This window comes from Streptomyces sp. NPDC051310, assembly GCF_044455245.1.
In the GTDB taxonomy this organism is placed as follows: domain Bacteria; phylum Actinomycetota; class Actinomycetes; order Streptomycetales; family Streptomycetaceae; genus Streptomyces.
The window spans coordinates 210,181-225,491 of record NZ_JBITEO010000006.1; the positions used below are offsets into that span (position 1 = coordinate 210,181).

The window sequence follows — 15,311 nt, forward strand, 5'->3', positions numbered from 1 at the left end:
TCGTCCCGGCCGGTCCGGAGCGCCGCCACCCCCCCCCACCTCGCACACCCGCACCGGCCGGTGCGGCCTGCCGGACCACGGACAATGAGCAGGTGACAGACGGCAACGGCACTCCGGGATCCGGCGGCAACGGCAAGGTAATAGGCGACGGCACTTCGGCATCCGGTGGCGATCGCAGCATGTTCGGCGACGGCACTCCGGCATCCGACGGCGATCGCAACGTCTTCGGCGACGGCACTCCGGCATCCGACGGCGATCGCAGCGATGACCGCGAGGCCGGCGGCTCCGGCTACCGCTTCGGCGTCCTGGGCGCCGCCCAGGTGCTGCGCCCCGACGGCACCGAGGCCCCGCTCCAGGGGCCACGGCTGCGCGCCCTCCTCACGGCGCTCGCGGCCGCCGCCGGGCGGAGCGTCCCCGCCGGAGCCCTGGCCGCCCAGCTGTGGACCGACACACCGCCCGCCGACGAGATCGCCGCACTCCAGGCGCTGGTCGGACGGTTGCGGAGGGCCCTCGGCCCGGACGCCGTCCGCTCCGTGCCGGGCGGCTACCGGCTCGCCGCCCGCCCCGACGACATCGACCTCTTCCGCTTCGAACGGCTCGCCTCCGACGGTGCCGCCGCGCTCGACGCCGGGAACCCCGCCACCGCGGCCCGCCTCCTCGACGAGGCCCTCGCCCTGTGGCGCGGTCCCGCCCTCGCCGACCTGCCGGGCCGCGATACCGACCCCCTCGCCGCCCGGGCGCAGGCGCGGCACCTCGAGGCCCGCCGCACCCGGCTCGCCGCCGAGGTCGCGCTCGGCCGCCCTCAGGCCGCCCTGCCGGCACTCGCCGAACTCGCCGCGGACCGGCCGCTGGACGAGCCCCTCGCCGCCCTGCGGATCCGCGCGCTGCGGGCCGCCGGACGCCCGGCCGAGGCGCTCCAGGCGTACGAGGGCGTCCGCTCCGCACTGGCCGCACGGCTCGGCACGGACCCCGGCCCGGAGCTGCGGGCGCTCCACGCGGAGCTGCTCGCCGCGGACGGCGAACCGGTACGCCACCGGGCGCCCGCCCCCGGCAACCTGCGCGCCCGGCTCACCTCCTTCGTCGGCCGCGACGCCGAACTGACCGGCCTCGCCGGCCAGGTGCGCCGCCACCGGCTGGTCACCCTCCTCGGGCCGGGCGGCGTCGGCAAGACGCGCCTCGCCCTGGAGGCGGCGGACGCCGCCCGTGACAGGGCCCCCGCGGACACCTGGCCCGACGGGGTCTGGCTCGCCGAACTCGCCCCCGTACGCGACGAGGCCGACGTCGCCGAGACCGTGCTGACCGTGCTCGGCGCCCGCGAGCCCCTGACCTGGACCGCCGACGCCGGCGCCCGCGACCCGCTCGCCCGGCTCGTGGAGTACTGCGCCCGACGGCGCCTCCTGCTCGTCCTCGACAACTGCGAGCACGTCGTCGGCGCGGCCGCCCGGCTCGCCGACACGGTTTTGGCCGCCTGCCCCGGCGTCACCGTGCTCGCCACCAGCCGCGAGCCGCTCGGCGTCCCGGGCGAAGCCGTACGCCCCGTCGACCCGCTCCCCGAAGCGGCGGCGCTGCGCCTGCTCGCCGAGCGCGGAGGCTCCGCCCGCCCCGCGTTCCACGTGTCCGACGATCCGGAGGCGTGCGCCGAGATCTGCCGGCGCCTCGACGGCCTGCCCCTCGCGATCGAACTGGCCGCCGCCCGGCTCCGGGCGCTGACCCCGCGGCAGATCGCCGACCGCCTCGACGACCGGTTCCGCCTCCTGACGGGCGGCAGCCGCACCGCCCTGCCCCGCCAGCAGACCCTGCGCGCGGTCGTCGACTGGTCCTGGGAGCTGCTCGACACGGCCGAGCGGACGGTGCTGCGCCGGCTGGCCGTCTTCTCCGGCGGCTGCACCCTCGCGCTCGCCGAGGAGGTCTGCGCAGAACCCGGCACCCTCGACCGCCTGACCTCGCTCGTCGACAAGTCGCTCCTGGTCGCCGCCCCGGCACCCGACGGCACCATGCGCTACCGCCTCCTGGAGACCGTCGCCGACTACGCCGCCGAACGGCTCACCGAGGCGGGGGAGCGCGAAGCCACCGCCCGCCGCCACCTCACCTCCTACCGGGAACTCGTCCGCACCGGCGAGCGCGAGCTGCGCGGCCCGGGCCAGACGGCATGGCTGCGGACCTTCGAGGACGAACACGACAACATCCGTGCCGCGCTGCGCACCGCGGTCGAGCTCGGTGAGGAGCAGGAGGGCCTGTGCGTGGTGCTGTGCCTGAACTGGTTCTGGCAGCTGCGCGGCCGGGTGACCGATGCCCGCACCTGGTCGGCGGCGGTCGCCGCGCTCGGTCCCGACCCGTTCCTCCCACCGGTGCGGCACGCCGTTCCCATGCACCGGAGGTGCACCGACGCGCCGCCGCCGTGGGACGACGAAACCCTGTGGGAGGCCCGGCGCGGTGTCCGTCTGATGGCCTTCGCCTCCGACGGCAGCCAGGGAGCCGCCGCGCTGGAGAAGCCCGAGAACCGCGCCTACCTGGAGGCGATCGCCGCCACGTACCGCCCCGGCATGCCGCAGAACTGCCGCCACCCCGGTGCCATGTGGTTCTTCGTCCGCCTGCTCCTCGGCGAGTTCGCCGGCCTTCCCGACACGATGGCCGCCACCGTGGAGTCCGCCCGGGCGCACGGCGACGACGCCGACATCGGGTTCGCCCTGCTGATGCGGGCCAAGCTTCTCCAGGAAGAGGGCACCGACGCCGCCGAGGCGCTCGCGCGGTTCGAGTCCGTCGGCGACCGGTGGGGCATCGCCGAGTCGCTCTCCGCGCGCGGCGAGGCCCACGACCGCGCCGGGCGGTACGCCGAGGCGGCCCGGGACTTCGAACGGGCCATGGCGAGCGCGGAGCGCATCGGCGCGCACAGCCAGGTCACCGTCTTCCAGGCCCGTCTGGCGTCCGTACGGCTCCGGCTCGCCACCACCCCCGCCGAGCGCGAGCACGCCGAGCACATGCTGCTCGCCGCCGCCGAGGCGGCGCGCACCTACAACGTCGAGGCCGTCAGCACCGCCCGGCTGCTGCTCGCGCAGCACTACGGCCGCACAGGCCGCGTCCCCCTCGCGCGCCACCAGCTCGACCTCATCGAGCGGGAGCTCATCCCCGGCATCGCTGAGATGTTCACCGGCATGCTGCTGGGCCTGCACGCCTGGCTGGACTGCCTGGACGGTGCTCACGCGCGCGCCCGTGAGCGCCTCGCCGAGGCCGTGGGCCGGCTGGAGACCCTGGCGTACCTGGTCGCCCCGCACATGGTCCTCGGCCAGTTCCCGACCGCCGCGTGGGCCATGGCCGGCGACGGCGATCCGTCCGACGGCGCCCGGCTCCTCGGCGCGTACGACCGGCACGTCGCCGGCCTGGCCGGTACGGGCTTCCGCCAGCTGCCCGTCGACGCCGAGACGGAGGTCCGGGACCGGGCGGAAAGGGAGCTGCGGGCCGTCCTGGACGACGCGTCGTTCGCCCGGGCCCACGCCGAGGGCGGCGCCCTCGGGCTGAAGGAGGCCGCCGCCCTGGTCCGCTGACCTGGTCCGGTCGACCTGGCGGGCGTCCGCCGTCGGGCGTCCCGCAACGGGGTGGTGTAGCGGATGCGAACGGGGTACCCGGCGACGACAATGACTGCAGGACGAACAAGGAGGCGGCATGAACGCTGAGCCCGATTCGACCTCCCAGCGAGAGCGCGTCACGCCCGACCGCCTGCTGCACAGCGGCGCCGAGAGCGACGACTACACCGCGGAAGACCTGGTGCTCGCCTCGGGGCGTGACGTGAACCCGAAGAACCTGGCCTGGGCCGAGCGCCGGATGGCCGAGAAGGGCAAGGCCGCCCTCGACGAACTGCTTCCCTGACCCGGGCGTCCCCGCCCGTACCGGGCACGGGCCACGCGGCCGCACTCCCGCCGGAGTGAAGCCGCGTGGCCCGCGCGCGTGTGTACGCGCCGGTGGGGGTGCGACGGTGTGCGGGGCGCCGGTGTCGCGGCGGCCCGGCCGGGGCGGGCACCGCCCGTCAAGCGGGTCGGGCACCGCCCCTCAGGCCGATGCGCCGGCCTGGTCGGAAAGATCCGCGAGCGGGCGGCGCAGCGACGTGCGCCCGGCGTCCCAGGACGACAGCACCCGCTCCTCCCAGCGGTCGTCCAGCCACACCGTCGCACGGATGCCGAACGCGATGTCCTCCGCGAGCTCCGGCTCACGGGCCAGCAGGTCACCGAGGACGTGGCGCCGCATCACCTGCTCGTGCACCGCGTCCGCCTCGATGTGCTCGGTGAAGAACCGCACGCACCGCTCCTCGGCACCGAGCCGCTCCAGTGCCTTGGCCATCCGCCGGGCCCCCGGCGGCGAGGTGATCTCCAGCACCGCGAAGTTCCCGGCCGCCGCTCCCCGCAGCGAGCGGTGCAGCCCGAACAGGGACATCACGTTCACCGTGGCGAGCGTGACGGCCGGCGCCAGGTCCAGGTAGCGGCCGTACGAGGAGTCGAGCCCGGCCCCGTCCATCAGCTCCGCGAACAGCCGCGCGTGCACCCGCTCGCCGTGGCCGGCGCCGAACTCGTCGAACGCCACCGCCACCAGTGACGCCTTCGCCTGCCCCTCCAGCCGGGGGATCAGCCACGCCTGCGGGTCGGACTCCTTGAGCTGGTAGAGCGAGCGGTGCACCAGGTACTCGCGCATCAGCTCCCAGGTGCCCTCGTCCATCAGCCGGTGCGAGACCCCGTGCCCGTCGACGGGCTCCACCAGCAGCGGCTCCAGGGCCGCGTCCACGGCCCCCGCCCCGTCGCCCTCCCGCGGCACGGCTTCGCGCAGCGACGCCAGGAACGCCTCCTCCATCGGCCTGCGCAGTCCCAGCAGCGCCGGGTCCCACTCCCGCTCGTCGGCGACGCCCTCCAGCGCGCGGTAGTGGGGTTCGTACGCCAGGTACAGCGCGAGCTGGAGGTCCTCGCCGAACGGGTCGGCGTCCGCGACGGACGGGACCCGCGCCGGCGCGGTCCCGCCCAGCAGGACATCCCGGACGGCCGCCGACAGCGGACCGCGCGGCTCGGGAAGCGGAGCCGGCTCCGTCATCGGGTCTCCTCCTCGTCCACGTCGAACTGCTCCAGCGGCTTGATCGCCGGCCCCTGGACCACCTTGCCGTCCACGTCGAAGCGCGACCCGTGGCACGGGCACTCCCAGGCGCACTCCTCGTCGTTGAAGTGCACGATGCAGCCCAGGTGCGTGCAGCGCGCCGAGACCGCGTGCAGCGCGCCCGCCGCGTCCCGGTGCACCGCGAGCCGCCGCCCGCCGACCCGCACGACCGCGCCCGCCCCGGGCTCGATGTCGGCCGTCGAATCGGCGTGCGCGCCCGGCAGCCGGTCGCCGATGAAGTGCTTGCCGACCTGGGCCTGGAGCCGCAGCATGGCGGGTGCCTCGCGCACCGGGTGCAGCCGCGCGGGGTCGTACAGGCTCGTCCAGGCGGGCTCACGGCCTCGGATCCGCGACGCCAGCAGATCGCCCGCCATCACCCCGTTGCTCATGCCCCACCCGGCGAACCCGGTCGCCACGTACGCGTGCCGGGACCCCGCGTGCAGGCGCCCCACGTACGGCACGTGATCGGTGGTGACGTTGTCCTGCGTGGCCCAGCGGTGCGTGAGCTCCACCTCCGGGAACCGCTCCCGTGCCCACGAGGCGAGCTTCCCGAACCGCTCGCCGACCTCGCCCTCGCCCTCCGTGCCGGGCGTGAACTTCTCACCCGTGACGATCAGCATGCGCCGGCCCTCGTCGTACGGCGCCGTCCGTACCGAGCGCGTACCGCCCTCCGGCGTCAGGTACATCCCCGCGGGGTCCTGACCGGCCGGGAGCGGGCCCGCCACGACCAGCTCCCGCTTCGGCTCCAGCCGCGTGAACAGCAGCGCCCGGTCGAACACGGGATAGTGCGTGGCGACCACGACCTCCCGCGCCCTGATCGTGTGCCCGCCGCTCGTGGTCAGCTCGCACGGCGAGCCCTCCTGGAGCCGTGTCACCCGGGTCCGCTCGAAGATCCGGCCGCCGAGCACCTCCAGGTCGGCGGCGAGCCCCAGCAGGTACTTGCGCGGGTGGAACTGCGCCTGGTTCTCGACCTTGACCGCACCCGCCACCGGGAACGGCAGCGGGACCTCCGTCTCGTAGGAGGCGGCCAGCCCCGCCGCGCGCGCCGCCTCGGCCTCCGCGCGCAGCTTGTCGGCCATGGCCGGATCCTCGGTGTACGTGTACGCCGGGACCCGTTCGAAGTCGCAGTCGATGCCCAGTTCCTCGCTCACCTCGGCCACATGGTCGATGGCGATCTGCTGCGAATGGGCGTACAGCCGGGCGGCGCGCGCACCGTGCACCGAGGCGATCTCGGCGTACACCATGCCGTGCAGCGCCGACAGCTTCGCCGTGGTGTGCCCCGTCACGCCGGAGGCGATCCGGTCCGCCTCCAGCAGCACCACGGGGTGCCCGGCTCGCGCGAGCTCCCAGGCCGTGCACAGTCCCGCGATCCCGCCGCCGATGACGGCCACCTCGGTCTCGATGGGGCCGTCCAGGGGCGGACGGGCCGGTCCCGGGGCGTACTCCATCCACAGGGAGCCGGCACCGGAGGCCGGGCCGGAGCCGGAACCGGGGTCGTACGTCATCGCTCACTCCTCATAACCGATCACACCGTTTCACGTGGGATCTTCGAGGTACCCGTTACGCATGCGGCTACTCAGACCGCGTGGTGTGTACGAGCCCCAGGAAGACACAGAGCTGCTCGCGAAGGCCGCCCGCAGCGAACTGCGTACCCTGCATCTCCCACACCACGCCGAAATACTCGACGTGGGAACCGGAACCGGTGCGCTGGCGCTGCTGGCGGCCAGGTGCACGGCGGCACGGGTGACCGCCATCGACATCTCCTGGCGCGCCGTGCTCGCCGCGCGCTACAACGCCCGGCGCCTGGGCCTGCCGATCCAGGTGCACCGCGGCGACCTGACCGGCCCGGTCAAGGACCGGAGGTTCGACCTGATCCTCTCGAACCCGCCGTACGTCCGCTCCCCGCGCCGCGCGAAGGATGCGGCCGCGCGGACCTGGGCCGCGGGTGCGGACGGGCGCGCCGTCCTCGACCGGCTGTGCGCCGAGGCGCCCACGCTGCTGAAGGAGGGCGGAGTGCTGCTCCTCGTGCAGTCGGCGCTGAGCGGGGTGGCCCCGACCCTGGAGCGGCTCGGCGACGCGGGGCTGAGCGCCCGGGTCGCGCTGCGGGACACGGTCCCCTTCGGGCCCGTGATGGAGAGCCACGCCGAATGGCTGGAGCGGCACGGTGTGATCCCGCCCGGCGAGCGCAAGGAAGAGCTGGTGGTGATCCGTGCCCAGCGAACGTGAACCCGAGCACGTGGTGATCGACCCCGAGGGCCCGATGCTCCTCGAAGGGCCGGTGGAGATAGAGCTGCCGGACGGCGGGACGGCCCGCTCCGACCGCTTCATGGTCGCGGTGTGCACCTGCCGGCGCAGCCGTCGCTATCCGTGGTGCGACACCAGCCATCGCCGCCGGACCCGGGGATCGGGCGGCCGTGAATGAAATGTCCAGGAATGCGCACTCGTACCCCATGACGTACCCGAACCCGGACCCAGATCCGGACCGCACCCCCGGCCTCGAGCCCGGTGGTGGCGTCCCGCCCGGCGAGACGCCGCCCGGCGAGTCGAGCATGTCCGAAGCCGGGCCGAGGGAGACGCACAACCCGACGACCGGCTGGGCCAAGGCCCCGCTGATCCTGATCCTCCTCGTCGTCGTCCTGGTGGCGGCGCTGTTCGCCGCGATGGCAGTGGTGATCGCCCTGTGATGCGAAGGAGCTCCGGCACATGACAACCGCACGTCAGCTGATGACCAAGGGCGTCGACTGCATCGGTGAGCGTGACACGGTCCTGCAGGCCGCCGAGATGATGACGCAGCTCGGCGTCGGGGCCATGCCCATCTGCGGCGAGGACGACAAGCTCAAGGGCATGCTGACCGACCGCGACATCGTGGTGAAGGCCCTCGGCGCGGGCCGGGATCCGGCGACCACCACGGCCGGCGAGCTGGCGCAGGGCCGGGTCGTGTACGTGGACGCGGACGACGACGCGCGGATGGTGCTGCGCAGGATGTCCGAGCACAAGGTGCGGCGGCTGCCCGTCATAGAGAACCACCGGCTGGTCGGCATGATCGCCCAGGCCGATGTGGCCCGCGGTCTCCCCGACCCGCAGGTCGGCGATCTCCTGCAGGCCCTCTCCACCGACTGACCGTCCCGTCCGCCCTCCCGATCCTGCGGAAACGTCCTCGGAGTAACGATCCGCCCCGCCGGAGCACGTCACCGGCGGGGCGGACCGCTGCGCGCCGGAACAGCGCGGCCGTGCCCTCACATACCGGCGGGCAGGGGACCGGCGCGGACCGCCCGGGAAACCCCGGCACCACCCTTCCGGATTCCTGTAACAGGTTCTACCGTGTCCGTCCTGCGACGCGCGCCGAGCAGCGACGAGAGACGACGCCTGGAGGAGCCGTGCACCTCGACCACACGCCCGCACAGCGGCAGTTGCGCACCGAGCTGCGCGCGTACTTCGCGGAACTCGTCCCCGACGACACCTACAACCGCCACACCGACCCCGCCACCCGCAAGCGGTTCTACCGCGACACCATCCGCCGCCTCGGCGCGGACCGCTGGCTCGGCGTCGGCTGGCCCGAGGAGTACGGCGGCCGCGGGCTGACGCCCATCGAGCAGTTCATCTTCTTCGACGAAGCCGCCCAGGCCGACGTACCGCTCCCGCTCATGGCGCTCAACACGGTCGGCCCCACGATCATGCGCTACGGCACCGACGCGCAGAAGGCGTACTTCCTGCCCCGCATCCTCTCCGGCGAGATCGACTTCGCCATCGGGTACAGCGAGCCCGACGCCGGCACCGACCTGGCCTCGCTGCGGACGCGGGCCGTCCGCGACGGCGACCACTACATCGTCGACGGACAGAAGATCTGGACCACCAACGGCGACACCGCCGAGTGGGTGTGGCTCGCCGTCCGCACCGACCCCGTGGCCCCGCCGCACAAGGGCATCACCGTCCTGCTCGTCCCGACGTCCGACCCCGGCTACTCCTGCACGCTGATCAACACGCTGGCCTCGCACGACACCACCGCCAGCTACTACGAGGGCGTCCGCGTCCCCGTCTCCCACCGCGTCGGCGAGGAGAACCAGGGCTGGCGCCTGATCACCAACCAGCTCAACCACGAGCGCGTCACCCTCGCCGCCCACGGCGCCATGGCCATCCGCGCCCTGCACAACGTCCAGCGCTGGGCGGCGGACACCGAACTCGCCGACGGCCGCCGGGTCATCGACCTCGGCTGGGTCAGGAAGCGCCTGGCGCAGACCCACACGAAGCTCGACGCGATGAAGCTCCTCAACTGGCGGATGGTCAGCGCCCTGCAGGACTCCACCCTCACCCCCCAGGACGCCTCCGCCGTCAAGGTCTACGGCTCCGAGGCCCGCCGCGACGCCTACGCCTGGCTGATGGAGGTCGTCGGCGCGGCGGGCCCCCTCAAGGAGGGCTCCGCCGGCGCCGTCCTCCACGGCGAACTGGAGCGCGGCTACCGGTCCGCCGTGATCTTCACCTTCGGCGGTGGCAACAACGAGATCCAGCGCGAGATCATCTGCTGGATCGGCCTGGGCATGCCCCGCGTCCGCCGCTGATGCCCGCGACGACAGGATCAGTGACGGCAGGATCGGTCGAGACAGAACATCGGCACACCATGGCAAGGGACTTGGCAGTGCACCGTCGCCCGGGCTCAGACGGCGTGGAGGACCCGGAAGCGGTCGGGCCGTGCCGGATCCCGGTCCACGACCTGGGTGGGTGTCCCGGCCCCTTGCCACACGCCGATGCCGGGCGTCCGGGAGAACCGGATCAACCCGCGGGTTCCTTCGACCGCCACGTGCGGCCACGCCCGGATGAGGCGCGCCGGTTCCGAGCCGTGAGAGCGCAGCATGTGGGTGAGGACCGCGACCGTGTCGTACCCCTCGAACCCGACGAAGGACGGCGCTTCGGCCAGCCGTTCGCGGAGGGCCGACCCGACGCGGGCACCGAGTGGGGTGAGGTGCTCGGGCAGGTAGCGCAGGAACGGGATCCCGGCGCTGTCGTCGCCCAGCAGTGCCGGCCATGCGGCGAACTCCGGTTGTCCGGCCGGAGCACCGATCATGATGCCGGCGAGGCGCGGGTCGCGGCGGACGGACCTGACGATCGACACCGCGGGCTCCGGCAGGCCGGCCAGCAGCAGGAGGGCCGTCGCGCGGTGGCCGACCAGTTCGCCGCACAGGGCCGCGGGGGCGAGTGCGCGTGCGTCGAGTTCGATCACGGTGCCGCCGCGCGGCGCGAGGTGGTCCCGGAGGATGCGCGTCCCCGACGCCCAGTACACACTCGGTTCGGCCGCCACGGCGATGCGGCGGTGGCCCGCCCCGAGGAGGAAGTCCGCGTAGACCCGCCAGCCGTGCGACTGCGCCGGGGCGAGGCGCGCAACCCACTCCGTAGGCCCCTCGGTGAGGGCGTCGAGCACGGCCGATGAGCAGAGGAACGGCAGGCCGAGCGCATCGGCCCTGGCGGCGGCCGCGCGAGCGACGACGCTGTGGTACTCCCCGGCCAGGGCCGCCACACCCAGGCGGGCCAATTCGTCCACGGCCGCAGCCGCCCTCCGCGGATCAGCGGCCGTGTCACGTATCACCAGCTCGAGCGGTCTCCCGCCGATCCCGCCGGCGTCATTGACGTCGCCGACGGCCAGCTCCAGTCCGGCGAGCAAGTGCCGGCCCGCCTCGACCCACCCGGGCCGGGTCAGCGGGACGAGCGCACCGATCCGGACGGTTGCTTCGTCGGAGCGTTCCGCTCCACGCGGCGTCGGCGGTGTGTTCATGCGTCGGCGTCTCCCTGCGTCGATGATGCGGCCTCTGCCGTCAAGCCAAGATCCAGCATCGTGTCCGCCGGCGGGTACTGGCAATCCTGGCCCCCGGCCGTGCCGGCGCTGGGAGACCCGTGTGAGCACGGAAACACCGGCTCGGGAGCTTCCGGGGAGCGCCGGCCGCTGTCGTCGTTCCTGCTGAGCGGCTACTGTGCGGAAGTGTGGGTATCTCCGCACAGCCCCTCCTGTTTCTCGACGTCGACGGGCCTCTCATCCCGTTCGGCGGCCCGGGCCGGTACTCCGACGGGCCTGCGGCCCCACAACGGTGGGAGCCGTCACCGGCCGCGGACTCGAACCCGCTGCTGGCCCGGATCGACCCGGCACACGGCGCCGGCCTGGCGGCCCTTCCGTGCGACCTCGTCTGGGCCACCACATGGATGGACGATGCCAACGCGTGCGTCGCGCCGCTGCTCGGGCTGCCGGAACTGCCCGTCGTGGACTGGCCGGAGCCGTCCGAGCAGGAGGAACGGGACGTGCGGGCGGGCCTGCACTGGAAGACGCGTCCGCTCCTCGACCGGGTGGGCGGCCGGGCCTTCGCCTGGGTCGACGACGAGATCACCGACAGGGACCGGGCTTGGGTGGCCGCTCGTCACGGCGAACGGGCCCTGCTCCACCGGGTGGATCCCCGTACCGGGCTGACCGGCGCGGACTTCGCCCTTCTCGACGGCTGGTTGCGCGGAGTGCGAACCGGTGGACCGGCGCCCTGAGCCGGCCGGGCACGTCGCCGTCACGGGCGCGCGGATCCTCGTGGAACCTTCCGGAGCCCCTCGGAGCCCTCCGGAACCTCCTGGAAGCAGCGAGGGCACCGTCCCTCGCTCGACACCACGGGCGGGAGCAGCATGAACGACAGCACCGGATACGACAGCACCGGGTACGACAGCTCAGGAACCCACGCCCCGGGCAGCCGGCGGAAGCACGGTGCGGACCCCGGCCTCTTCGGGCCCCGCTCCGTGACCTGGCAGCTGCACAGCGACCCGATGATGTGGATCGCCGGCGTCCGCGCCCTGTACCTTCAGGCGCTCCACCCCCGTGCCGTACGCGGCGTCATGATCAACAGTTCGTTCATGACCGACGCCTGGGGACGCCTGATGCGTACCGCCGGCTTCGTCGGCACGATCACCTACGGGACGGCCGACGCCGCCGAGGAGGCGGGCGCCCGGGTCCGCAGGATCCACCGGCTGCTCGGCGTCGACGACCCCGAGCTGCTGCTCTGGGTGCACTGCGCCGAGATCGACTCCTACCTCCACGTCGCCCGCCGCTCGGGCCTGCCCGTCAGCGACGCCCAGGCCGACCGCTACATCGCTGAACACCGCGAATCCGCCCGCCTCGTGGGCCTCGACCCGGCCGCGGTGCCCGGCTCCGGCGCCGAGCTGGCCGCCTACTTCGGCGGGATCCGCCCCCGGCTCGCCGCGGGCGACGACGCCCGCACGGTGCAGGCGTTCCTGCGCCGTCCGCCCGTCCCCGCCCCGCTCGTGCCGCTGCGCGCCACACTGTGGCGGTCCGTCACCTCGCTCGCGTACGACTCCCTGCCGCCCTGGGCGCACGCGCTGTACGGGGTGCCCGCGCCGGACCCCGGCACCGTCACCCACCGGCTGACCGCGACCGGCAACCTGCTGCGCTGCATCCCCTCCCGTATCCGCTGGCAACTCCCGCCACAGCACATCCTCGAAGCCATCGACAGACTCGGGCGCGACACCCGCCCGGCCCCGTACAAACTCCGCAGACAGGCCGCCATACTGGACGGGCCGGGGAGGGCGTAGCGGGGGCGACGGGCGAATCGACGGGGGCGATGGCACGCGATGGGGGACACCAGGCTGATCCACGGCCGCTACCGGCTGCACGAGGTGATCGGGCGCGGCGGCATGGGCGAGGTGTGGCGCGCCACCGACGAGTCGCTCGGCCGCCGCGTCGCCGTCAAGTGCCTCAAGCCGCTCGGCCCGCAGCGGGACGAGAACTTCCTCCGCGTGCTGCGCGAGCGCTTCCGCCGCGAGGCACGTGTCGCGGCCGCGCTCCAGCACCGCGGCGTCACCGTCGTCCACGACTTCGGTGACTGGGACGGGGTGCTCTACCTCGTCATGGAGCTGCTCGACGGCCGCAACCTCAGCCAGCTCCTGGAGGACAACAGACACCACCCGCTGCCCGTGCACGACGTCGTGGACATCGCCGAACAGGTCGCCGACGCCCTCGACTACACCCACCGGCAGGGCGTCGTGCACCGGGACCTCAAGCCGGCCAACATCGTGCGCCTCGCCGACGGCTCGGTGAAGATCTGCGACTTCGGCATCGCCCGCCTCGGCGCCGACATCGGCTTCACCTCCCGCCTCACCGGCACCGGCATCGCCATGGGCACCCCCCACTACATGTCGCCGGAGCAGATCAGCGGCGGGAACGTCGACCACCGCAGCGACCTGTACTCCCTGGGCTGCGTCCTGTACGAGATCGCCACCGGCTCCCCGCCGTTCGACCTGGACGACGCCTGGGCGATACTGGTCGGCCATCGCGACACCCCGCCCGAGCCGCCCCGCATCCGCCGCCCCGAACTGCCGGAGTTCTTCGAGCGGCTCGTCCTCGAACTGCTCGCCAAGACCCCGGAGGAGCGCCCGGACGACGCGGCCGACCTGCGCCGCCGCATCACCGGGGCCCGCGCCGTCCCCACGCTTCCGCCGTCCGCCGCGCCGTCCGCTGCCGCGGCGTACACGCCGGCTCCGCGCGCGCCGCGCCTGCCGTCCTGGACGCGCGGCATGACCACCGGCCACAAGGCCGTCGGCACCAGCACGCTGCGGACCACCCCGCCCGACCCGGCCGCCGGCCTCACCGGCGGGTGGACCACCACCGCCGGCCCCCTCGCCCCGGGCGCTCCCGTCCACGGCAGCTCCGTCCTTCCCGGCCCCGTCGCTCCCGGCAGCTCCCTCCTTCCCGGCCCCGTCGCCCCCGGCAGCTCCGTCCCCGCCCCGCGCGCCGACGTCCCGGTCCCGGCCGGGACGGCCGCTCCCGACGGGCTCCCTCCCCGGCCCGACCGTCCCACGCCGCCGCCCGAGCTCCTCGCCGTCCTCGCCGGCCGGCACAACGCGGGCCTGAGCCTCGCCCGGCTCGGCCGCTGGGACGAGGCGGGCGAGGTGCACCGGGCGGTGGCCGCCGAGCGTGAGCGCCTCCTCGGGCCCGACCACCCCGACACGCTCGCCAGCCGGTACGAAGTGGGCTTCACCCTGAGCCGGACCGGCCACGCCGCGGAGGCGCTCCGCGAGTTCGGCCGGGTCGCCGAGGCCCGGGCCCGCACCCTGGGCCCCGACCATCCGGACACGCTCGCGGCCCACCAGGAGATGGCGTACGTCCTGGGCCGGCTGGGCCGCCACTTCGAGGCCCACCAGGTGTACGCCCGGGTCCTGGCGGCCCGCGAGCGCACCATGGGTCCCGACCATCCCGACACCCTGCGCTGCCGCCACAACCTGGCGTTCAACCTCGGCCGGCTGGGTCGGCTGGAGGAGTCCTACCGCCTGGCGGCCGAGGTCGCCGCGGCGCGCGCCCGGCTGCTCGGGCCCGAACACCCGGACACCCTGGTCACCCGGTACGAAGTGGCGTACACGCTCGGCCAGCTGGGCCGGTGGCCCGAGGCCCTGCGCACCTACCGGGAGGTCGCCGCGGCGCGGGCTCAGGTGTTCGGCCCCGACCACCCCGAGACGCTCGCCGCCCGCTACGAGGTCGGCATCGGCCTCGGGCGCCTCGGCCGCAGCCTCGAGGCGCTGGAGCTGTACCGGGACCTGGTGGACGCCCGCACCCGCGTGCTGGGCCCCGACGACCCGGAGACCTTGCGCGCCCGGCACGGCCTCGGCGTCAACCTCGGGCGGCTCGGCCGCTGGGAGGAGGCCCTCGCCGAGGCCCGCGCCGTCGCCGCCATCCGTGAGCGGGTGCTGGGCGACGATCACCCCGACACCCTGGTGAGCTGCCGCGAGGTCGCCGTGGCCCTGGGCTGGCTGGGCCGCTGGCAGGAAGCCCTCGCCGTCTACCGGCGCGTCGCGTCGGCCCGCGAGCGGGTCCTCGGCGCCGACCACCCCGATGCCCTGGCCAGCCGCAACGACGAGGCGCACTGCCTGGAACAGCTCGGCCGCCACACCGAGGCCGTGGAACTGTACCGGCGGGTCGCCGCCCAGCGGCAGGAACGCACACCCTAGGCACGGCGCACCGGGCGCCCGGGGAGCCGGGTGACGCCGGACGGAAGGGGAGGCTTGAGTCGGCGCCGGTTGGAACCCAGTGAAGTCGGCGCCCGGGGAGCCGGGTGACGCCGGACGGATGGGGAGGCGGGGGAGAGGCAGACCCTGCCGGAACGCCGGGCGCAGGGGTGTGGCCCCGCCTTTCCGGGCCGTGTTACGAAGGG

13 protein-coding genes are annotated in these 15,311 nt (G+C 74.3%); 10 read left to right on the plus strand and 3 right to left on the minus strand.

Going from position 1 to position 15,311, the window contains the following annotated elements; genetic code table 11:
- Positions 1-92 precede the first annotated feature (92 nt).
- Positions 93-3,542, plus strand: a complete 3,450-nt coding sequence (locus ACIA79_RS11705; protein WP_399428016.1) for an ATP-binding protein — start codon at positions 93-95, stop codon at positions 3,540-3,542.
- A gap of 118 nt (positions 3,543-3,660) precedes the next feature.
- Positions 3,661-3,864 (plus strand): hypothetical protein, encoded by a 204-nt coding sequence (locus ACIA79_RS11710; RefSeq protein WP_031079509.1) that lies wholly within the window; start codon positions 3,661-3,663, stop codon positions 3,862-3,864.
- Between the two features lie 180 nt (positions 3,865-4,044).
- Here ACIA79_RS11710 and ACIA79_RS11715 read toward each other — a convergent pair whose 3' ends face one another.
- Positions 4,045-5,070, minus strand: a complete 1,026-nt coding sequence (locus tag ACIA79_RS11715; RefSeq protein ID WP_399428017.1) for an iron-containing redox enzyme family protein — start codon at positions 5,068-5,070, stop codon at positions 4,045-4,047.
- Positions 5,067-6,635 carry an FAD-dependent oxidoreductase gene (locus ACIA79_RS11720; RefSeq protein ID WP_399428018.1) on the minus strand — a complete coding sequence of 523 codons (1,569 nt, stop codon included), beginning with the start codon at positions 6,633-6,635 and terminating at the stop codon, positions 5,067-5,069. The genes ACIA79_RS11715 and ACIA79_RS11720 overlap by 4 nt, the downstream gene beginning before the upstream one ends.
- A 61-nt stretch (positions 6,636-6,696) precedes the next feature.
- Between ACIA79_RS11720 and ACIA79_RS11725 the strand changes: the two genes are divergently transcribed.
- From ACIA79_RS11725 to ACIA79_RS11745, 5 genes are all read left to right on the plus strand, one after another.
- A complete protein-coding gene (locus ACIA79_RS11725) occupies positions 6,697-7,356 on the plus strand; it encodes a HemK2/MTQ2 family protein methyltransferase (protein WP_399428019.1) in 660 nt (219 codons plus the stop codon).
- 34 nt (positions 7,357-7,390) lie between these two features.
- Positions 7,391-7,552, plus strand: coding sequence for a CDGSH iron-sulfur domain-containing protein (locus ACIA79_RS11730; protein WP_399428123.1), 162 nt, complete (start codon positions 7,391-7,393; stop codon positions 7,550-7,552).
- A gap of 28 nt (positions 7,553-7,580) precedes the next feature.
- Entirely contained in the window at positions 7,581-7,814 is a 234-nt protein-coding gene (locus ACIA79_RS11735) for a DUF6480 family protein (RefSeq protein ID WP_399428020.1), read from the plus strand.
- A 19-nt stretch (positions 7,815-7,833) separates the two neighbouring features.
- Positions 7,834-8,250, plus strand: a complete 417-nt coding sequence (locus ACIA79_RS11740) for a CBS domain-containing protein (RefSeq protein WP_399428021.1) — start codon at positions 7,834-7,836, stop codon at positions 8,248-8,250.
- Positions 8,251-8,507: 257 nt separating this feature from the next.
- Complete coding sequence (locus tag ACIA79_RS11745) at positions 8,508-9,686, plus strand: acyl-CoA dehydrogenase family protein (protein WP_399428022.1); 1,179 nt, start codon at positions 8,508-8,510, stop codon at positions 9,684-9,686.
- A gap of 95 nt (positions 9,687-9,781) precedes the next feature.
- On the opposite strand, the gene ACIA79_RS11750 is transcribed toward ACIA79_RS11745, so the two are convergent.
- Entirely contained in the window at positions 9,782-10,894 is a 1,113-nt protein-coding gene (locus ACIA79_RS11750; protein ID WP_399428023.1) for an ABC transporter substrate-binding protein, read from the minus strand.
- A 206-nt stretch (positions 10,895-11,100) separates the two neighbouring features.
- Here ACIA79_RS11750 and ACIA79_RS11755 point away from each other — a divergent pair, with 206 nt between their 5' ends.
- From ACIA79_RS11755 to ACIA79_RS11765, 3 genes are all read left to right on the plus strand, one after another.
- Positions 11,101-11,646, plus strand: coding sequence for an HAD domain-containing protein (locus ACIA79_RS11755; protein ID WP_399428024.1), 546 nt, complete (start codon positions 11,101-11,103; stop codon positions 11,644-11,646).
- 132 nt (positions 11,647-11,778) lie between these two features.
- Complete coding sequence (locus ACIA79_RS11760; RefSeq protein ID WP_399428025.1) at positions 11,779-12,699, plus strand: oxygenase MpaB family protein; 921 nt, start codon at positions 11,779-11,781, stop codon at positions 12,697-12,699.
- A gap of 39 nt (positions 12,700-12,738) precedes the next feature.
- The gene (locus tag ACIA79_RS11765; protein WP_399428026.1) at positions 12,739-15,108 is read left to right on the plus strand and encodes a tetratricopeptide repeat protein; all 2,370 of its coding nucleotides are present in this window, start codon (positions 12,739-12,741) and stop codon (positions 15,106-15,108) included.
- Positions 15,109-15,311 lie beyond the last annotated feature (203 nt).